This window comes from Pseudomonas sp. FP2196 (assembly GCF_030687715.1).
GTDB lineage: Bacteria > Pseudomonadota > Gammaproteobacteria > Pseudomonadales > Pseudomonadaceae > Aquipseudomonas.
In genome coordinates this window covers 362,717-381,291 of record NZ_CP117445.1, presented here as the reverse complement: position 1 = coordinate 381,291, position 18,575 = coordinate 362,717, and the positions used below count along the sequence as shown (strand labels likewise).

The window sequence follows — 18,575 nt, the reverse complement described above, 5'->3', positions numbered from 1 at the left end:
GGGGGGCTAAAAACCCGCGCAGTTTACAGGGAGTCTGAAAACGTAGCGAGCGAAGACGCCCGGTAACGTGCGTTGGGGTGTAATTGCATCTATCAGACGTGCTCGGGCCCGGAGAGTTCAGGCACCGGGTTTAGCGTAGACCGGTTCGAGACGGGTGGTGCTTGGCTGACGGCAACAGTTCGAAGATTTTTGCTGGCTGATAGACCGCTATTGCGAGCAGGCTCACGCCTACAGAGGTCGCATTCCATCTGAAGAAATACGCCGCCTGTATGAGTGAGCCTGCTCGCGATCGGGTGCGCAGCACCCGCCTTTTTCAGGAGTTGGCGGGAGGCTTGCGCAGCAGACTGAACGCCATCGCTCCGAGAAACACCACACTCACCAGCAACACCGCCCACAAGCCGATCTTCTTCCAATTGGTGTCGGCCACGGCCGCCGTAGTCGCGGTCGAAGTCTGCGTGATTACCGCCTCACCCTGCACCGTCGCCTTGCCCAACGTCGCCAGTTTCTCCGGCTTGAAATCCGGGATCAGCGTCGACAACGGCAAGTTAGCGGTTTTCACACTTGGATTGCCCAGCGCCAGACTGTAAGGCCCTGCCCCGCGCGCGAGGAAAATCACCTGCGTCGCCCGCACCGCGTACTTCACACTCGGCGCCTGCTCGCCCAGACCACCACCGCGCTCATCCACCGTCAGCTTCAACTGCTGCACGGTCTGCCCGTACAGTTGCAATTCGTTCTGCACCACGTCCTGACCATTCTGGGTCAGGCGATAGAGCAAGCCACTGCTCAGCGTCTGCCAAGGCAGGCTGCTTTCACGCCTCCCGGCCAACGTCACCGGCGCCAGACTGTTCGGTTGTTTCAACTCAACCTGAACCCGCTCGACATTCAGCCCCATCGGCAACTGCCAAGAGTATTCCCCGGCCTTGGTGCTGCTGCCGGCCAATGCCTGGGACCAGACCAATGGCAGCGGCAGATTGCGCGGGTCGCTGCTTTTCAGTTGTGCCGAAGTCAGGATCGGCGCCGAATTCGGTGAATCCCACAACAAACGCAAATAACGCGCCGATTGGCCAGGCAACGTCACTTCGTGCTGCTCGATGCGCTCATCGGAAAAGGTCAGGCGCGCGACCTGCCCTTCACCCCACGGCTGCCAGTGCTGCAAGTCGTCGCTGGCCTCGATGCTGAAACGCTGAAAGCCGTCGCGCTCGCTGGTCCAGTCGAGGATCAGTTGCTGCAACGGCGCCTTGATCGAGCTGGCATCGAGCAGCCAACCACGCAGCACTTCTTCACCGGCCTCCAACTGACTGGACGGCTGCACTTCCACCAGCGTGCCAGTGGTGGTGGATTGCACGCGCACATTCGGCGCGCGCTCAGTGGCGTCGGCTGCGTTGTAGAGAGGGAACCACTTCACGTCATGCAACTGGCCGTCGTCTCGGGTTTGCGCCGATTCGCGGGCCAGGGCATAGGCCTGGGCTTCGCCGGCAGCGTTGAAGACGCGCAGATCGCTGAGATCGGTCTGGCGCGCCTGCAATTGCACATTCAGCGGCAGTTCGAGGCGATACCACGGGCCATCGCCCGTCACCGTCAGCGGCACCTGCGTGGTGAAGTCCGCCGGTTTTTCCTGGGCGCCGGCAACCATCACCACGCCCAACGCCAACCATCCCAGATTACGCATGCGACTCAAGATGAAACTCCTTCGGTGTCCGGGGCCGGTTTGTCCGCCGCCGGCTCAGCTTCGCCGCGTTTCGGTGGCAGCGGCGCGAAGTAGCCGACCACCAGCAACAGCACGCCAACGCCGATAAACGAGACGATCCGGGCGAGGCCGCCACGGTTGCTCAATTCGACAAAAATCAGTTTGGCCACCACCAGCGCAATCAGCGCCGCGCCGATCAGCCACACCTCGCGACGATGGCGCAGATGCCCGCCAATCATCAGCCCCAGCGCCATCAACGTCCAGACGATGGACAACCCGGCCTGCACCAACATCGAGGCGAGCAATTGATCGAGTTCGAACGGAATCCCGGCCCAATGGTGCGCGGCGCGCGTCACCAGCGCGGTGCCGAAGGCGAACAGCGACACGCCGGCGACCAGTTGCGTGGCGTAATCGGCGTAGTCCTGGCGGATCGACAGTTGCGACACCGCACTGCGCGACCACACGTAAACGCCGAACAATGCGAACAGCAGGCCCAGCTCCAGTGGGTTGAGCAGCGGCACATACGGCAGCGGTTCGGCATTGCCATCGCTGACGCCGTTGGCCAGCCAGAACCAGCCGAGCATCAACACCGCCAGCGGCGCGGCGGCGTACAAGCGGTACTCGCGGGCGAACGTTGCCACCGGCCACGGCCAGTTGCGCGGTGCGGCTGCCAGCAACAGATACAAGCTCGGCAAAATCGCCCAGCCCAACCAGCGCCAGGCGTTGTATTGCTCGGACAACAGCAGCAAGCCGTAGCGCAACTCCAGCGCCAACACGCCGATCAGCAGCCAGCAGCCGAGTACATGGGCCGCGCTCAAGGCCCGCGCCGGCAGCATCGGCGCCAAGCGCCGCAGACTGAAGAAATGCACTGCGAACACCGCGGCCCACGCCAGCCAGCCGAAGTCTGCCGCCGGGTGATAACGCGAGTGCCAGGCTGCCAGCAGCACCAGCCCGGCTGCCGGAATCAGCAGCGTGCAGAGCAGGCCCAGCGCCGGCCATTTAAAGCGCAGCGATAGCAGCGTCCACAACGCCACGCTCAGCGCCGCAACCAGCAACAACAGAGTGCCTTGCAGATTCAGCGGGGCAAAACGCAGCACCTCACTGACCCACGCCAACGCCCACCAACCGGCGCCCCACACCAGCAACACCTCAGACAAGCGCTGCAAACTCAGCGCATCAAACGCCGAGGCGTGATTGCCCAGTTGCAGGCGCCATGCGCCGATCATTGCGGCCAGACCCAGCACCAGCGGCGTCCAGAATCCGCCATGGGCGAACGGTTTCAAACCTTCGCTGGACAGCGGCCCGAGCAACTCGGGACCGGCCAGCAAGAACGCCGCACCGCCGATCACCTGCAACAGCAGACCGAAGACAAAACTCACGCGCTGCTTGAGGTACAGGCTCAACCAGATGATCAGCAAACCACTGGCCGCCCACACCGCGCTCGCGGTCTGCCAAGGCAGGACAAACAACACCGCCAGATTGATCAGCACCAGACCGGCCAGCAGCACCACGGACAAGCCGCGCAACAGACGCACATCGCCGCGCACCATCTCGTCACGAGCGGCCATCAGCATGCCAGCGATCAATGCCAGACCGATCAGGGACGCGCTCAGCAAACCGCTCCAGCCGGCGCTGAACACCGCCGCCGAATCCTCGCTCGCGCCTTGCAGCCGCAGCAGGAACAACGCGCCACCCAGCAGTTGCACAGCAAACGCGGTAAACAGGAAGGTCCGCGATTGCAGGCGCAGGCCGACAAACAACGTCGCCAGACCGGCCAGCGCCCAACTGATCGCGGTGCCTTGGACGAAGAAGAACAACGGCGCCAGCAGATAAAGGAAGGTCAGGCCCAGACACGCCAAAACCGGCAAGGCCTGACGCTCCCACGGCGACACTTGTTCCGGCGAGGCCTGACGCAGTTGGTAGAAACTGAACAGCAACGCCATGCCGAGCATCAGCGCGCCCAGCGGAGCGCCATCGAGCAAGCTGCTTTCGCCGACATTCAATTGACTGATGAACGCCAGCGCCGAACCCGATTGCAGGAGCAAGGCAAAGGCCCGGGCAAACGGTCGATGCTGACGCAAACCGAGCCAGAAAATCCCCGCACCTTCGACGGCCCAGGCTGCCGAAGTCCAGCGCGCATCGAGACCCAGCGGAATCGCCAGACTGGCGAAAATCACCCCCAGCGCCAGACAGGTTTCGCCCAGCAACACAGCGCGCCCGCCCATCAACACCTTGGCCAGGCCCATGTAGATCATGCCCAGCGCGAGGGCGCTGAACGCCGCGGCAAATTCCAGATGCTGGACCAAGGCAAACTGCAAACCGAAGCCGATAATCGGCGGGCCAAACAGCATCGTGCCGTCGACATAATCGCCCTTGCGCGCCGACCATTTCAGCAGCGCTTCACGATCGCCATCCGCCGGGGCATCGGGCATATCAAGCAGTTTCCGCCGGGCAAACAGCAGGCCGATGGCGAGATACATCAGGAAGAACAGAATCAGGAACGGCTCGGTGCTCCACAAAAGCTCCGGCGCGTAAGAGCGCAGGCCCCAGGCGAAGCCGATACCGAAGGTGCCGACGAAGCCGATCAGGTTGAGCAGCCGCCAGGCCTTGAACCACGCGATGGTGAGAATGCCGGCGTTAAGCAAAGCGAAATAACTGAACAGCGCGACATGGTTGCCGGCGCCGGTAGACGTCAGGATCGGTGCGGCAAACCCGCCCAGCGCGGCGACACACGCCAGCGCCAGGGAATCCTGGGTAATCGCCAGAATCGCCGAGAACACCGTCACCGCCACCAGCAATCCCAACGCGGCAGACGGATCAAGCAGCGGATGCAGACGCATCGCCGCAAACACCGTCAGGTACAACACCGCGATGCCGGTGCCTTGCAGCATCAACGCATAGCTGTTGTTGCGGTGCCGCAGCCACCAGCCCAATGCCAGCAAGCCCAGCGCCGCAGCCGCGACCCCGGCATAACGCAATTCGATCGGCACCACCATGCCTTCAGTGGCGTAGCGCAGCAGAAAGGCCAGACCGAAAAACAACAGCACCACGCCGACCCGCAACACCGTGTTGCCGCCGAACAGCCAGTTGCGCGCGGCGCTGATCCCGCGCTCGATAAGGCTCGGGCCACGGGGTTCGGCGGTGCGTTGTGGTTCAGGTTCGGGCGTGACGGCGTCCAGACGCCAGACATCGTCCGGCAAGGGTTGGCTGGTTTGGTTGGCTACAGCGGATGTCGGTTCGAGTTCGGCCGGCAGTTCCCAGACCAGTTCCGGGGCCGGAGCCTCTTCAACGACTTTGACAGGTTCGACCAATGGCTCGCTGACCGGTGCCGCGCTTGGTGGGGCAGTAGCACGAACCGGCGCACCTTCGAGCAGAAACAGGCGCTGCTCAATGCCCTGCAAGGCAACCTTCGCCTGTTCAAGTTGATGCTGCTGATGCGCAGCCTGCGAGCCAAGCCGCGCGATGCGCAGCGCTTGCCCGATCGCCAGCCCCAGCAGCGCGCCCAACAACGCCGCGCTGAACGACTCGTCGAGCAGCCAGCCGAGCACCAGCCCGATCAACATGAACATCCATTGCATGGTCGATATCCCTAAGCGCAAAGGCCAATCCGGGAAGATTAGCGCAGCCTGATCGAAAAAGATCGCAGCCTTCGGCAGCGTCTACAGGGGTTCACATGACCTGTGTAGGAGCTGCCGAAGGCTGCGATCTTTTCCGGGGCGCCAGTATATCGAGCCGAGCGAAAAGTTACTCCAGCGCTTTCCAGATATCCGTGGCGTACTCGCGAATCGTCCGGTCAGAGGAAAACCAGCCCATCCGCGAGGTGTTGAGCACCGCCGAACGCCACCAGTTGTCGCTGTCGTGCCAATGCTCTTCGACGCGCTTCTGCGCCTCCCAGTACGAATCGAAGTCGGCGCAGACCAGGAAGCGATCGTAGTCCACCAGCGAATCGATCAACCCGGTGTAGCGCGAAGTGTCATCCGGCGAGAACACGCCACTGCGGATTGCCTGCAACACATCGTTGAGGCGGTGGGACGCCGCGATGTCCGGCGCCGCGCTGAACTCGTGGTTCTGTTTGCGCGCTTCAACCTGCTGGGCACTGAGGCCGAAGATGAACATGTGCTCGGCGCCGATGCGCTCGCACATTTCCACGTTGGCACCGTCCAGCGTGCCGATGGTCAGTGCACCGTTGAGGCCGAATTTCATGTTACTGGTGCCGGAGGCCTCGAAACCGGCGGTGGAAATCTGCTCGGACAAATCCGCCGCCGGAATAATGCTCTCCGCCAGGCTGACGTTGTAGTTGGGCAGGAACACCACTTTCAGCAAGCCGCGCACGGTCGGGTCGTTGTTCACCACCCGGGCGATGTCGTTGGTCAGTTTGATGATCAGCTTGGCCTGGTGATAACTCGCCGCTGCCTTGCCGGCAAAGATCTTCACGCGCGGCACCCAGTCCACTTCAGGCTCAGCGCGAATCGCCTGATAAAGCGCCACGGTGTGCATCAAGTTGAGCAACTGGCGTTTGTATTCGTGGATCCGTTTGACTTGGACGTCGAACATCGCCGCCGGATTGACCGCGATTCCCAGCCGCTCGTGAATCAGATAAGCCAAGGCCTTTTTGCTATGCAGACGTTGCTCGGCGAAGGCTTTGCGGAACGCGGTTTTTTCGGCGAACGGTTCCAGGTCGAGCAGGCGCTCTTCAGGGTTGTCGAGCAACTCCGGGCCGAGGGCGTCGACCAGCATAGAGGTCAGCTCAGAGTTGGCCTGATACAGCCAGCGGCGGAAGGTGATGCCGTTGGTTTTGTTGTTGATCCGATCCGGATACAACTTGTGCAACTCGGAGAACACCGTGCTGCGCATCAGTTGCGTGTGCAATCCGGACACGCCGTTGACGCTGTGCGAACCAAGGAATGCGAGGTTACCCATGCGTACACGGCGACCGTTGTCTTCCTCGATCAGCGATACGGCGCGCAGCACGTCGAAATCGTGGATGCCTTTGGCCCGTAGCGAATCGATGTGCTGGGCGTTGATCAGATAAATGATTTGCATGTGCCGCGGCAGCATGCGTTCCATCAAGCCCACCGGCCAGGTTTCCAGCGCTTCCGGCAGCAGCGTGTGGTTGGTGTACGACAGCGTGTCGACGGTGACTTGCCACGCCGCATCCCAGGCCACGTCGTAGACGTCGACCAGTTGGCGCATCAATTCGGCGACGGCAATCGAGGGGTGGGTGTCGTTGAGTTGGATCGCGGCATGATCGCCCAAGGTCAACACCGAGGTGTGCATGTTGCGATGGCGACGCAGCAAATCCTGCAACGACGCGGCGACAAAGAAATATTCCTGGCGCAGGCGCAACTCTTGCCCGGCCTCGGTGCTGTCCGCTGGGTAGAGGACGCGGGAGATGCTTTCGGCGCGGGCCACTTCGGCAACGGCCCCGAGGTGGTCACCGGCGTTGAAACGCTCCAGGTGCAAATCTTCCATGGCCCGGGCACGCCACAGACGCAAGGTATTGACGCTCGCCCCGCGCCAGCCGACTACCGGCGTGTCGTAGGCAATCGCGCGGACGGTTTCGGCGGGAGACCAGACTTGTTTGGTTTTGCCGCTGGCATCGGTGACGGTTTCAACGCTGCCGCCGAAGCCGATGGAGTAAACGACTTCCGGCCGTTCAAACTCCCACGGGTTGCCGAAATCCAGCCAGTGTTCGGTTTGCTCCTGTTGCCAGCCATCGACGATGGCCTGCCGGAACAAGCCGTGCTCGTAACGAATGCCGTAACCATGGCCGGCGATGCCGAGGGTCGACATGCTTTCCATAAAGCATGCCGCCAGTCGTCCGAGGCCACCGTTGCCGAGCGCCGCGTCAGGCTCCAGCAGGCGAATACGCTCCAGATCGACACCGAGCTCGGTCAGGGCTTCACGGGCAACGTCGAGCAGGCCGAGGTTGCTCAGGCTGTCGTAGAGCAGCCGGCCGATGAGAAATTCCAGCGAGAGGTAATACACCCGCTTCTGACCTTTGCGGTAGATCTGCCGGGTGTGGTCCATCCAGTGCTCGACCATGTGATCTCGCGCTGCCAGGGCAATGGCTTCGAACCAGTCATGATCGAAGGCGTGATCGGGGTCTTTGCCCACCGCATAGGTGAGTTTGGTCAGGACGGCGTCGCGAAATGCGGCCACCTCTGCTTCGCGAACTAGTGGTTCTTGAGTCATCGATAGGACCTCGGGCGAGCGGGGAATTGTCTGAGCCTAGACGGTCTGACCGACGGTAGCGGCTCTGGTTCGGCAGTTTTTCCGGAGACGGTGAGATCGTCCGGCAATCGTTTGGCGAATGCGCTAATGAATGCAGGGGCCGTGCCGAATTGTCGTGCCGAAATTGGACGTGTAGAAAAAATCTGGCGAAAGGTTGTTCAAAAATCCACCAGTCCCGGTATGATCGCGCGCCCTGATGCACACACGCCTGGTAACTCCCGATGATGAAGCCCAACCTGATTGCCGCCGCCGAGATCGATCGTCTCGATACGTGGGCCAAATATTCGGCCCCGATGTGCGGCTCTTGCATGTCCAGCTGCTGCACGCTGCCGGTCGAGGTGAAGATCAAGGATCTGGTGCGCATCGGCGTGGTCGATGAATTCGAGCTGGGCGATCCGCCGAAGAACATCGCCAAGCGCCTGCAAAAGGAAGGGCTGGTCGAGCGCTTCAATCAGAAGTCGGGCATCTTCACCCTCCAGCGCATGAGCAACAACGATTGCTACTACCTGGATCGTAAGAGCCGCCTGTGCACCATTTATGACAAGCGCCCGGACACCTGCCGCAACCACCCGAAGATCGGCCCACGGCCGGGATATTGTGCGTACAAGCCGAAGGAAGTGGAGCGGGTGCAGAATTTCCGGGCAATCGAGCGCTTTTAAAGATCAAAAGATCGCAGCCTGCGGCCGCTCCTGCAGGGGAATGCATTTTCCCTTAGGAGCGGCCGCAGGCTGCGATTTTTTTTGCCTTTAAATCCCAGACAAACAAAAACGCCCCCGGTCTCGCGACCGGGGGCGTTTTTTTAAGCCTGGGCTAAATTACGCCTTGGCTTTCTTGGCAGCGCGGGTACGCTCGCTTTCGTCCAGGATCTTCTTGCGAAGACGGATGGACTTAGGAGTCACTTCGCACAGCTCGTCTTCCTGGATGTATTCCAGAGCTTGTTCCAGAGTGAACTTCACTGGTGGAACCAGAGCGATGGTTTCGTCTTTACCCGAAGCACGCATGTTGTCGAGCTTCTTGCCTTTGGTCGGGTTTACACCCAGGTCGTTGTCGCGGCTGTTTTGGCCGACGATTTGACCGTTGTAGATCTCTTGACCGTGTTCAACGAACAGCTTGCCACGAGCCTGCAGGGTTTCCAGCGAGTAGGTCAGAGCCTTGCCGGTTTCAACCGAAACCAGAACGCCGTTCTGACGGCCGGACATGTGGCCCGACTTGACGGTGTCGTAACGATCGAAGATCGAGGTCAGGATGCCAGCACCGTTGGTCAGGGTCAGGAACTGGTTACGGAAACCAATCAGACCGCGAGCAGGGATGTTGTATTCCAGACGAACACGGCCCTTACCATCCGGAACCATGTTGGTCAGGTCGCCTTTACGCAGACCCATCTCTTCCATGACCTTGCCCTGCGAATCTTCAGGGATGTCGATGGTCACGTTTTCGAACGGTTCTTGCTTGACGCCGTTCACTTCACGAATGATCACTTCCGGACGGCCCAGGGCCATTTCGAAGCCTTCGCGACGCATGGTTTCGATCAGTACCGAGAGGTGCAGCTCACCACGGCCGGAAACCTTGAACTTGTCAGCGGTGTCGCCTTCTTCAACGCGCAGTGCAACGTTGTACAGCAGCTCTTTGTCCAGACGCTCCTTGATGTTACGGGAGGTCACGAACTTGCCTTCTTTACCGCAGAATGGCGAGTCGTTTACCTGGAAGGTCATGGAAACGGTTGGCTCGTCAACGGTCAGCGGCTTCATCGCTTCGACAGCCAGTGGGTCGCACAGAGTGTCGGAGATGAACAGCTCGTCGAAGCCGCTGATGCAGACGATGTCGCCGGCAGCAGCTTCTTCAACGTCAATGCGGTGCAGACCGTGGTGACCCATCAGCTTCAGGATACGGCCTTTGCGCTCTTTGCCGTTGGCGTCGATAGCAACAACCGGGGTGTTCGGCTTGACGCGACCACGAGCGATACGGCCAACACCGATAACACCCAGGAAGCTGTTGTAGTCCAGAGCGGAGATCTGCATCTGGAACGGACCGTCACGGTCAACGGCTGGAGCCGGAACGTGGTCGACGACCGCTTGGTACAGCGGGGTCATGTCTTCAGCCATGGCGGTGTGATCCAGACCGGCAATGCCGTTCAGGGCCGAGGCGTAAACAACCTGGAAGTCCAGTTGTTCTTCGGTAGCACCGAGGTTGTCGAACAGGTCGAAGATCTGATCCAGAACCCAGTCCGGACGCGCGCCTGGACGGTCAACCTTGTTGATGACCACGATCGGACGCAGGCCGGCTTCGAAAGCCTTCTTGGTCACGAAACGGGTTTGCGGCATAGGGCCGTCTTGAGCGTCAACCAGCAGCAGAACGGAGTCAACCATAGACATTACGCGTTCAACTTCGCCGCCGAAGTCGGCGTGGCCCGGGGTGTCCACGATGTTGATGTGGTAGCCGTTCCAGTTGATGGCGGTGTTCTTCGCCAGAATGGTAATACCGCGCTCTTTTTCCTGGTCGTTGGAGTCCATCACGCGCTCGTCGTTGAGCTCGTTGCGCTCCAGAGTGCCGGATTGACGCAAGAGTTTGTCTACCAGGGTGGTCTTACCATGGTCAACGTGAGCAATGATGGCGATGTTGCGTAGATTTTCGATCACTTGTGTATCTCGATCAGAGGATTCGGTTTGCTGACAAGTCTTGGCAGCGATTAGCAGTAGTGTCCGGCATGGCCGTTACAGCTTGACGGCGGTGTCGGGGGGCCGGTGACGCAGGCCACAGGCAAACAGCCCCGGGCACTTAGCTCGGTCGATAAACGCGCACATTGGCATGCCCCTCACTGAGCAAATGGTGGGCATGCAGGCGACTCATCACGCCTTTGTCGCAATACAGCAGGTACTGGCGAGTAGGGTCCAGTTCCTTGAAACGTGCGTTCACTGCATAGAACGGCATCGTCTGTACCTCTATGCCGGCAAGCTCCAGCGGTTCGTCTTCAGCGGCATCCGGGTGACGAATGTCGATGACGATCTGACCGGCCAGCGCTTCGCCGACTTCTTCAATCTGCAAATCCTGGCCCAATTCGTCGATTACGCGATCGATTGCCACCAGCTTGGCGTTGGCGAGCGCACGCTCGAGCACCGCCATGTCGAATTCTTTCTCTTCGTGCTCAACGCGGCCACGCTTGGCGGCGGTCTTCGGATTGACCGAGATGACGCCGCAGTATTCCGGCATGTGCCGGGCGAAATCGGCGGTACCGATCTCATTGGCCGTGTCGATGATGTCCTGCTTGTGCGCAACGATCAGTGGGCGCAGGACCAGTTTGTCGGTCACGCAATCGATCACGGACAGGTTCGGCAGCGTTTGGCTCGATACCTGGGAGATCGCTTCACCGGTGACCAGCGCATCGATATGCAAGCGGTCAGCGATGGCAGAGGAAGCGCGCAACATCATACGCTTCAAAATGACGCCCATATGACTGTTATCGACTTTGGCGAGAATTTCGCCCAACACTTCTTCAAATGGAACACTGACAAATAGCACGCGTTGCGAGCTGCCGTACTTCTTCCAGATGAAATGCGCGACTTCCATCACGCCCAATTCGTGTGCACGGCCGCCCAGATTGAAGAAGCAGAAGTGCGCCATCAGGCCGCGTCGCATGATCTGGTAGGCCGCAACGGTCGAATCAAAGCCGCCGGACATCAATACCAGGGTCTGCTCCAACGCGCCGAGCGGGTAGCCGCCGATGCCGTTGTGCTGGCTGTGGATGACAAACAACCGTTTGTCGCGAACTTCGATGCGGACTTCGATTTGCGGCGCTTTAAGGTCGATACCGGCAGCACCGCACTCACGACGCAGCTTGCTGCCGACGTATTTTTCAACGTCCATCGAGCTGAACGTATGTTTGCCTGCACGCTTGCAGCGCACCGAGAAAACCTTACCGGCCAGCGCATCACCATAGTGCTGTTTGCACTTTTCGGTGATGTCGTCGAAGTCGCCCAGCGGGTACTCGTCGATCTGCAAAAAATGCGCAATGCCCGGCATGCAGGTCAGGCGCTCACCCATCTCTCTCAAGGCTTTGGGGTCGGTAACGCGGGTTTCCAGCTCGAGGTTGTCCCACACACCGTTCACCACCACAGCCGGGTCCAGATCGCGGAGCACGGCGCGGATGTTCTTGGCCAACTGGCGGATGAATTTCGTCCGGACAGGTCGGCTTTTGATGGTGATCTCGGGGAAGACTTTTACGATTAGTTTCATGAAAACAGCGCGCGCAGGGCCAGCCGAAAAAGGGGGGCGCGGATTATAGCGGAAATTGCTCAAGGTTTAACCAGTTAATGTGCAGAAGGTTTTGCATGCACCAAAACAGGTCATTTATCGATTGTGACGCTACATTAAAGGGCGAGAATTTCGCCGCTAAGGCGTTTTGCACCTTTGTAAGCGTGAATTTGGCGCAAAAAACCCATGCTGGGGCACTGGCATGCAATTTGCTCCCTTGTGAGGCAGGTTGCCTTGGCAGAGTATTCGCGCCGGCATCACCACTATTAAGGGCATCCACTACCAGCCCTAATTCACCCGGAGGACACTATGTCGAAGTCGGTTCAACTCATCAAAGATCATGACGTCAAGTGGATTGATCTGCGCTTCACGGACACCAAAGGCACTCAGCACCACGTGACCATGCCGGCTCGCGATGCGCTGGAAGATGACTTCTTCGAAGTCGGCAAGATGTTCGACGGTTCCTCCATCGCTGGCTGGAAAGGCATCGAAGCCTCCGACATGATCCTGCTGCCGGACGACGAAACTGCCGTTCTCGATCCGTTCACCGAAGACGCGACCCTGATCCTGGTCTGCGACATCATCGAACCGTCGACCATGCAAGGCTACGATCGTGACCCGCGCGCCATCGCTCACCGCGCAGAGGAATACCTGAAGACCACCGGTATCGGTGACACCGTCTTCGCCGGTCCAGAACCAGAATTCTTCATCTTCGACGAAGTGAAGTTCAAGTCGGACATCTCCGGCTCGATGTTCAAAATCTACTCCGAGCAAGGCTCGTGGATGTCCGACCAGGACATCGAAGGCGGCAACAAGGGTCACCGTCCAGGCGTCAAAGGTGGCTACTTCCCGGTTCCGCCGTTCGACCACGACCACGAAATCCGTACCGCCATGTGCAACGCACTGGAAGAAATGGGTCAGACCGTTGAAGTTCACCACCACGAAGTGGCGACTGCCGGTCAGAACGAAATCGGTGTCAAGTTCAACACCCTGGTGAAGAAAGCTGACGAAGTTCAGACTCTGAAATACGTTGTACACAACGTTGCCGACGCTTACGGCCGCACCGCTACCTTCATGCCGAAGCCGCTGTACGGCGACAACGGTTCGGGTATGCACGTACACATGTCCATCTCCAAAGATGGCAAGAACACCTTCGCGGGCGAAGGCTATGCCGGCCTGTCCGAAACCGCTCTGTACTTCATCGGCGGCATCATCAAGCACGGTAAGGCACTGAACGGCTTCACCAACCCGGCTACCAACTCCTACAAGCGTCTGGTGCCAGGCTTCGAAGCGCCGGTAATGCTGGCCTACTCGGCTCGCAACCGTTCCGCCTCGATCCGTATTCCTTACGTCAACAGCCCTAAAGGCCGTCGTATCGAAGCACGTTTCCCGGATCCGGCTGCCAACCCGTACCTGGCTTTCGCAGCACTGCTGATGGCCGGCCTGGACGGTATCCAGAACAAGATCCACCCAGGCGATGCCGCTGACAAAAACCTGTACGACCTGCCGCCTGAAGAGGCCAAAGAGATCCCACAAGTTTGCGGCAGCCTGAAAGAAGCCCTGGAAGAGCTGGACAAGGGCCGTGCGTTCCTGACCAAGGGCGGCGTGTTCTCCGACGACTTCATCGACGCTTACATCGCGCTGAAATCCGAAGAAGAAATCAAGGTCCGCACCTTCGTACACCCACTGGAATATGAGCTGTACTACAGCTGCTGATCCGGTAGCGCTGCGCTACGCGGCGTGACAAAAAGAGGCCTCCTTCGGGAGGCCTTTTTTATTGCGCGGCTTTATGGCAGACGATGAATCCTGTGGGAGAGCTTGCTCGCGAAAGCGGTGGGTCATTAAAAGCAATCTTGTCTGACACGACGCCTTCGCGAGCAAGCTCGCACTCAAGGGACTGAAGCGCCTCAACGGTTTCAGTAATGCTTGGCAAAATGCGTCCCGAGTTGGGACAACTGCCACACCTGACCTATGCTGCACCCCATCGCTCTCTTTCCCGGTCGATTTCATGGGTCGCACCTTTTTTTTCATCTTGCTACTGATCACCCTGCCCGCCGTCGCCGCGCAGATCTACAAATACACCGATGCCAACGGCAACACGGTGTACAGCGATCATTCGCCGGACGGTGTAAAAGCACAGCCGGTGGAGCTGCCACCGCTCAATCGTGTCGAGCCGCAAGCACCCAGCGCACCCGCCGCACCCAGTGTCGACAACGCCAGGCCTCCACGAAGCGCCTACGAGATTCTCGAGCTCGCCGGCCTGCCCACCGAAGAAGCCCTGCGTGCCAACAACGGCACCTTCACCGTCACCGTACTGATCAAGCCGCGTCTGCAACCGCCGCATCAATTACGACTGGTATTGGATGACGAGCCTTACGGGCAGCCGAGCAACGTGCCGATCCTGCAATTAGTGAATGTCGATCGTGGTGAGCATCGTCTGGCTGTGCAGGTCATCGACGGACAATCGATCATCCAGCAGAGCCCGGTGGTGGTGTTTACCGTGCAACGAGTGCACAAGCCATGAGCCGCGCGTGGCTGATCGCCGTGTTGGCACTGACGGCGCTGCAAGTTTCGGCCGAGGTGTTCACCTACGTCGATGCCCAGGGCAATCGCGTCTACACCGACCAACCGCGCGGCAACGCCAAACGGGTGCCGCTGGCGACCAGCAATCGCATGCCGGCCAACCCGACGGGTGCGGCGCCGATCGCCACGGCGAAAAAATCCTCGGTACAACCGCTGTTCCACTACGACATGCTCCGCGTTCTGGTGCCCGAGCCTGACGCAACCATCCGCAGCAGCGCCGGTGAACTGATTGTCAGCGTTACCAGCGAGCCCGCCCTGCAAAGGGGCCATCTCTATCGCCTTTTGCTGGATGGCAAAGCCACCGGCGAGCCTGGCCTGAGCCCGGTTTTCCCGCTGAGCAATATCGACCGTGGCAGCCATAACCTTTCGGTCGAGATCGTTGATGCGCAGGGACGTACCGTCGAACGTACCGCCAATCAACCCTTTCACATGCTGCGCATCTCGCTGGCGCAAAAACGCAAGGTCAAACCCTGCACGAAGGACGATTACGGGGTGCGTCCGGAGTGTCCGCTTAAAGACAAACCTGAAGAACCGAAAAACCCCTTCCTGCGTTTCTTTTAACGCCACTCAGCTTTACGCACTATATTGGTGCAACAAGCTGCACTCTTCCCATATTCCAACCCATTTTGGTTCGAAAGTACCCGCAAGCGCTGGCGAACTGCCACGCAAACGAGCGTCAAACGCCCGTTTCAGGGGTTGAACGCTTCTTTTCGGAGCCTTGGTTTGGTTTTTGCATTTTCCATTTAACGACGCCTGCTTCTTGCGCACGCTCCGCCCCCAAAAGAGGCTCTGATGACTATAAGTGACGCAATTCATCGTTTGCTGCTCGACAACCTGACCACCGCCACCATCCTGCTCGACGCCGAATTGCGCCTCGAGTACATGAACCCGGCGGCGGAGATGCTGCTCGCCATCAGCGGTCAGCGCAGTCATGGCCAGTTCATCAGTGAGCTGTTCACCGAATCCACCGAAGCGCTGAATTCCCTGCGCCAAGCGGTGGAGCAGGCGCACCCGTTCACCAAGCGCGAAGCGATGCTCACCGCCCTCACCGGCCAGACCCTGACGGTGGATTACGCGGTGACGCCGATCCTCAGCAACGGCGCGACCATGCTTCTGCTCGAAGTCCACCCGCGTGACCGCTTGCTGCGGATCACCAAGGAAGAGGCGCAACTGTCCAAGCAGGAGACCAGCAAAATGCTGGTACGCGGCCTCGCCCACGAGATCAAGAACCCTCTCGGTGGCATCCGTGGCGCCGCGCAACTGCTGGCCCGCGAGCTGCCGGAAGACAGCCTGCGCGACTACACCAATGTGATCATTGAAGAGGCCGACCGCCTGCGCAATCTGGTCGACCGCATGCTCGGTTCGAACAAGTTGCCGTCACTGGCTATGTGCAACGTTCACGAAGTGCTCGAGCGCGTTTGCCAACTGGTTGAAGCGGAAAGTCAGGGCTGCATCACCTTGGTGCGTGATTACGATCCAAGCATTCCCGATGTGTTGATCGACCGCGAGCAAATGATTCAGGCCGTGTTGAACATTGTGCGCAATGCGATGCAGGCGATCAGCAGCCAGAACGAGCTGCGCCTGGGTCGTATCAGTCTGCGCACACGGACCATGCGCCAGTTCACCATCGGCCACGTCCGCCATCGTCTGGTAACCAAGATCGAGATCATCGACAACGGTCCGGGCATTCCGGCGGAACTCCAGGAAACCATTTTCTTTCCCATGGTCAGCGGCCGTCCGGACGGTACCGGGCTGGGCCTGGCCATTACCCAGAACATCATCAGCCAGCACCAGGGCCTGATCGAGTGTGACAGCCACCCAGGCCACACCACGTTCTCGATCTTTCTGCCACTGGAACAAGGAGCCACATCGACATGAGCCGTAGTGAAACCGTGTGGATCGTCGATGACGACCGTTCTATCCGTTGGGTTCTGGAAAAGGCCTTGCAGCAGGAAGGCATGACCACCCAGAGTTTCGACAGCGCCGATGGCGTGATGAGTCGCCTGGCCCGTCAGCAGCCTGACGTGATCATTTCCGACATTCGCATGCCGGGCGCCAGCGGTCTGGACCTGTTGGCGCGGATTCGCGAGCAGCACCCACGGTTGCCGGTCATCATCATGACCGCTCACTCCGATCTGGACAGCGCTGTCGCCTCTTATCAGGGCGGCGCATTCGAGTATTTGCCAAAGCCCTTCGACGTCGACGAAGCAGTTTCGCTGGTCAAGCGCGCCAATCAGCATGCGCAAGAGCAGCAAGGCCTGGAGGTCGTGCCTGCACTGACCCGTACTCCGGAAATCATCGGCGAAGCGCCGGCGATGCAGGAAGTGTTTCGTGCCATCGGCCGCTTGAGCCACTCCAACATCACCGTGTTGATCAACGGCGAATCCGGCACCGGTAAAGAACTGGTCGCCCACGCCCTGCACCGCCACAGCCCACGCGCGGCCTCGCCGTTCATTGCGCTGAACATGGCGGCGATCCCCAAGGATCTGATGGAGTCCGAGCTGTTCGGCCACGAGAAAGGCGCGTTCACCGGCGCGGCCAACCTGCGTCGCGGGCGCTTCGAACAGGCCGACGGCGGCACGCTGTTTCTCGATGAAATCGGTGACATGCCAGCGGATACGCAAACGCGCCTGTTGCGCGTACTGGCGGACGGCGAGTTCTATCGGGTTGGCGGTCACGTACCGGTCAAGGTCGACGTGCGGATCATCGCCGCGACCCACCAGAATCTGGAAACCCTGGTGCACGCCGGGAAATTCCGTGAAGACTTGTTCCACCGCCTCAACGTGATCCGCATCCACATTCCGCGCCTGTCGGATCGTCGAGAAGACATTCCGACCCTGGCCAAGCACTTCCTCAGCCGCGCCGCGCAGGAACTGGCGGTGGAGCCGAAGCTGCTGAAAAGCGAAACCGAGGAATACCTGAAAAACCTGCCGTGGGGCGGCAACGTACGTCAGTTGGAGAACACCTGCCGCTGGATCACCGTGATGGCGTCCGGGCGCGAAGTGCACATCAGCGACCTGCCGCCGGAACTGCTGAACCTGCCGCAGGACTCGGCACCGGTGACCAACTGGGAGCAGGCGTTGCGCCAGTGGGCGGATCAGGCGTTGGCGCGCGGCCAGTCGAGTCTGCTCGACAGTGCAGTGCCGGCGTTCGAGCGGATCATGATCGAAACGGCGTTGAAACATACCGCTGGGCGTAGGCGTGACGCGGCGGTGTTGCTGGGTTGGGGGCGTAATACCCTGACGCGCAAGATCAAGGAACTGGGAATGAAAGTAGATGGTGGGGATGATGATGAGGGGGATGAGGGTTAATCAGCCTTTGGGTCTTCGCTGACAGAGACATCCAATCGCGAGCAGGCTCACTCCTACAGTTGACTGTGTGGGGTTCACAATCATGTGAACACCTCAAATCCCTGTAGGAGTGAGCCTGCTCGCAATGCTTTTTGAGTCTACATGCACCGCATCAATGCACGATGACCCGCAACCGGGCACGGCAGGCTTTTCAAAATCCCGTCTGAACTAACCGAAAGTCCAGCGTCAAAACCCTTTAAGCCCCGGAAAACGGGGCTTTTGTATATCCGTAGATATTTCCTGTTTCCAAATGCTAAAACCTGGCACGTCCCCTGCAATACCTCTCACAGGTGATTCGTTTCACCACCCGTTTCGGGGACCTTGGTACAGGCAGGCCGGGGATTCCCCTCTTTACACCGGGCCCGCACCGCTACGCGATGCACCCACCTTTTTGGGATCCTTGGTACAGGCAGGCCGGGGGTTCCCTCTTTACACCGGACCGACGCTGCCAGCGAAGTCCAGCCTTTTGGGAG

The 18,575-nt window shown here is 59.8% G+C and carries 11 protein-coding genes; 6 read left to right on the top strand and 5 right to left on the bottom strand.

The window, feature by feature from the left end; translation table 11 throughout:
- Positions 1 to 313: 313 nt before the first annotated feature.
- The 3 genes from PSH79_RS01745 to PSH79_RS01735 all read right to left on the bottom strand — a co-directional run bounded on the left by PSH79_RS01745 (position 314) and on the right by PSH79_RS01735 (position 7,882).
- Positions 314 to 1,678: a DUF3999 domain-containing protein gene (locus PSH79_RS01745; protein ID WP_305440939.1), complete on the bottom strand. Its 1,365-nt coding sequence runs from the start codon at positions 1,676 to 1,678 to the stop codon at positions 314 to 316.
- A complete protein-coding gene (locus PSH79_RS01740; RefSeq protein WP_305440938.1) occupies positions 1,675 to 5,265 on the bottom strand; it encodes a DUF2339 domain-containing protein in 3,591 nt (1,196 codons plus the stop codon). Before PSH79_RS01740 ends, PSH79_RS01745 begins: the two co-directional genes overlap by 4 nt.
- A gap of 166 nt (positions 5,266 to 5,431) precedes the next feature.
- Positions 5,432 to 7,882: a glycogen/starch/alpha-glucan phosphorylase gene (locus PSH79_RS01735; RefSeq protein ID WP_305440937.1), complete on the bottom strand. Its 2,451-nt coding sequence runs from the start codon at positions 7,880 to 7,882 to the stop codon at positions 5,432 to 5,434.
- A gap of 260 nt (positions 7,883 to 8,142) precedes the next feature.
- On the opposite strand from PSH79_RS01735, the gene PSH79_RS01730 reads away from it, so the two are divergent.
- The gene (locus PSH79_RS01730; protein ID WP_093430042.1) at positions 8,143 to 8,580 is read left to right on the top strand and encodes a YkgJ family cysteine cluster protein; all 438 of its coding nucleotides are present in this window, start codon (positions 8,143 to 8,145) and stop codon (positions 8,578 to 8,580) included.
- A 156-nt stretch (positions 8,581 to 8,736) separates the two neighbouring features.
- Here the strand turns inward: PSH79_RS01730 and typA are convergent, their stop codons facing one another.
- A complete protein-coding gene (gene typA, locus PSH79_RS01725) occupies positions 8,737 to 10,557 on the bottom strand; it encodes a translational GTPase TypA (protein ID WP_305440934.1) in 1,821 nt (606 codons plus the stop codon).
- Positions 10,558 to 10,696: 139 nt separating this feature from the next.
- A complete protein-coding gene (gene thiI, locus PSH79_RS01720) occupies positions 10,697 to 12,151 on the bottom strand; it encodes a tRNA uracil 4-sulfurtransferase ThiI (RefSeq protein WP_305440932.1) in 1,455 nt (484 codons plus the stop codon).
- 327 nt (positions 12,152 to 12,478) lie between these two features.
- Here thiI and glnA point away from each other — a divergent pair, with 327 nt between their 5' ends.
- From glnA to ntrC, 5 genes are all read left to right on the top strand, one after another.
- Positions 12,479 to 13,885, top strand: coding sequence for a glutamate--ammonia ligase (gene glnA, locus PSH79_RS01715; protein WP_150604017.1), 1,407 nt, complete (start codon positions 12,479 to 12,481; stop codon positions 13,883 to 13,885).
- 292 nt (positions 13,886 to 14,177) lie between these two features.
- On the top strand, positions 14,178 to 14,693 hold the full coding sequence (locus PSH79_RS01710; protein ID WP_305440931.1) for a DUF4124 domain-containing protein: 516 nt from the start codon (positions 14,178 to 14,180) through the stop codon (positions 14,691 to 14,693).
- Positions 14,690 to 15,313: a DUF4124 domain-containing protein gene (locus PSH79_RS01705; protein ID WP_305440930.1), complete on the top strand. Its 624-nt coding sequence runs from the start codon at positions 14,690 to 14,692 to the stop codon at positions 15,311 to 15,313. Before PSH79_RS01710 ends, PSH79_RS01705 begins: the two co-directional genes overlap by 4 nt.
- A 231-nt stretch (positions 15,314 to 15,544) precedes the next feature.
- Complete coding sequence (glnL, locus tag PSH79_RS01700; protein WP_007909240.1) at positions 15,545 to 16,630, top strand: nitrogen regulation protein NR(II); 1,086 nt, start codon at positions 15,545 to 15,547, stop codon at positions 16,628 to 16,630.
- Positions 16,627 to 18,063 (top strand): nitrogen regulation protein NR(I), encoded by a 1,437-nt coding sequence (ntrC, locus tag PSH79_RS01695; protein WP_007909238.1) that lies wholly within the window; start codon positions 16,627 to 16,629, stop codon positions 18,061 to 18,063. Before glnL ends, ntrC begins: the two co-directional genes overlap by 4 nt.
- The last annotated feature ends 512 nt before the right edge of the window (positions 18,064 to 18,575 follow it).

Excerpts from the sequence above, each read along its gene's own strand:
- glnL (WP_007909240.1), top strand. The coding sequence starts at position 15,545 with ATGACTATAAGTGACGCAATTCATCGTTTGCTGCTCGACAACCTGACC.
- PSH79_RS01735 (WP_305440937.1), bottom strand. The coding sequence starts at position 7,882 with ATGACTCAAGAACCACTAGTTCGCGAAGCAGAGGTGGCCGCATTTCGC.
- PSH79_RS01710 (WP_305440931.1), top strand. The coding sequence starts at position 14,178 with ATGGGTCGCACCTTTTTTTTCATCTTGCTACTGATCACCCTGCCCGCC.
- ntrC (WP_007909238.1), top strand. The coding sequence starts at position 16,627 with ATGAGCCGTAGTGAAACCGTGTGGATCGTCGATGACGACCGTTCTATC.
- PSH79_RS01705 (WP_305440930.1), top strand. The coding sequence starts at position 14,690 with ATGAGCCGCGCGTGGCTGATCGCCGTGTTGGCACTGACGGCGCTGCAA.
- thiI (WP_305440932.1), bottom strand. The coding sequence starts at position 12,151 with ATGAAACTAATCGTAAAAGTCTTCCCCGAGATCACCATCAAAAGCCGA.
- PSH79_RS01730 (WP_093430042.1), top strand. The coding sequence starts at position 8,143 with ATGATGAAGCCCAACCTGATTGCCGCCGCCGAGATCGATCGTCTCGAT.
- glnA (WP_150604017.1), top strand. The coding sequence starts at position 12,479 with ATGTCGAAGTCGGTTCAACTCATCAAAGATCATGACGTCAAGTGGATT.
- PSH79_RS01740 (WP_305440938.1), bottom strand. The coding sequence starts at position 5,265 with ATGCAATGGATGTTCATGTTGATCGGGCTGGTGCTCGGCTGGCTGCTC.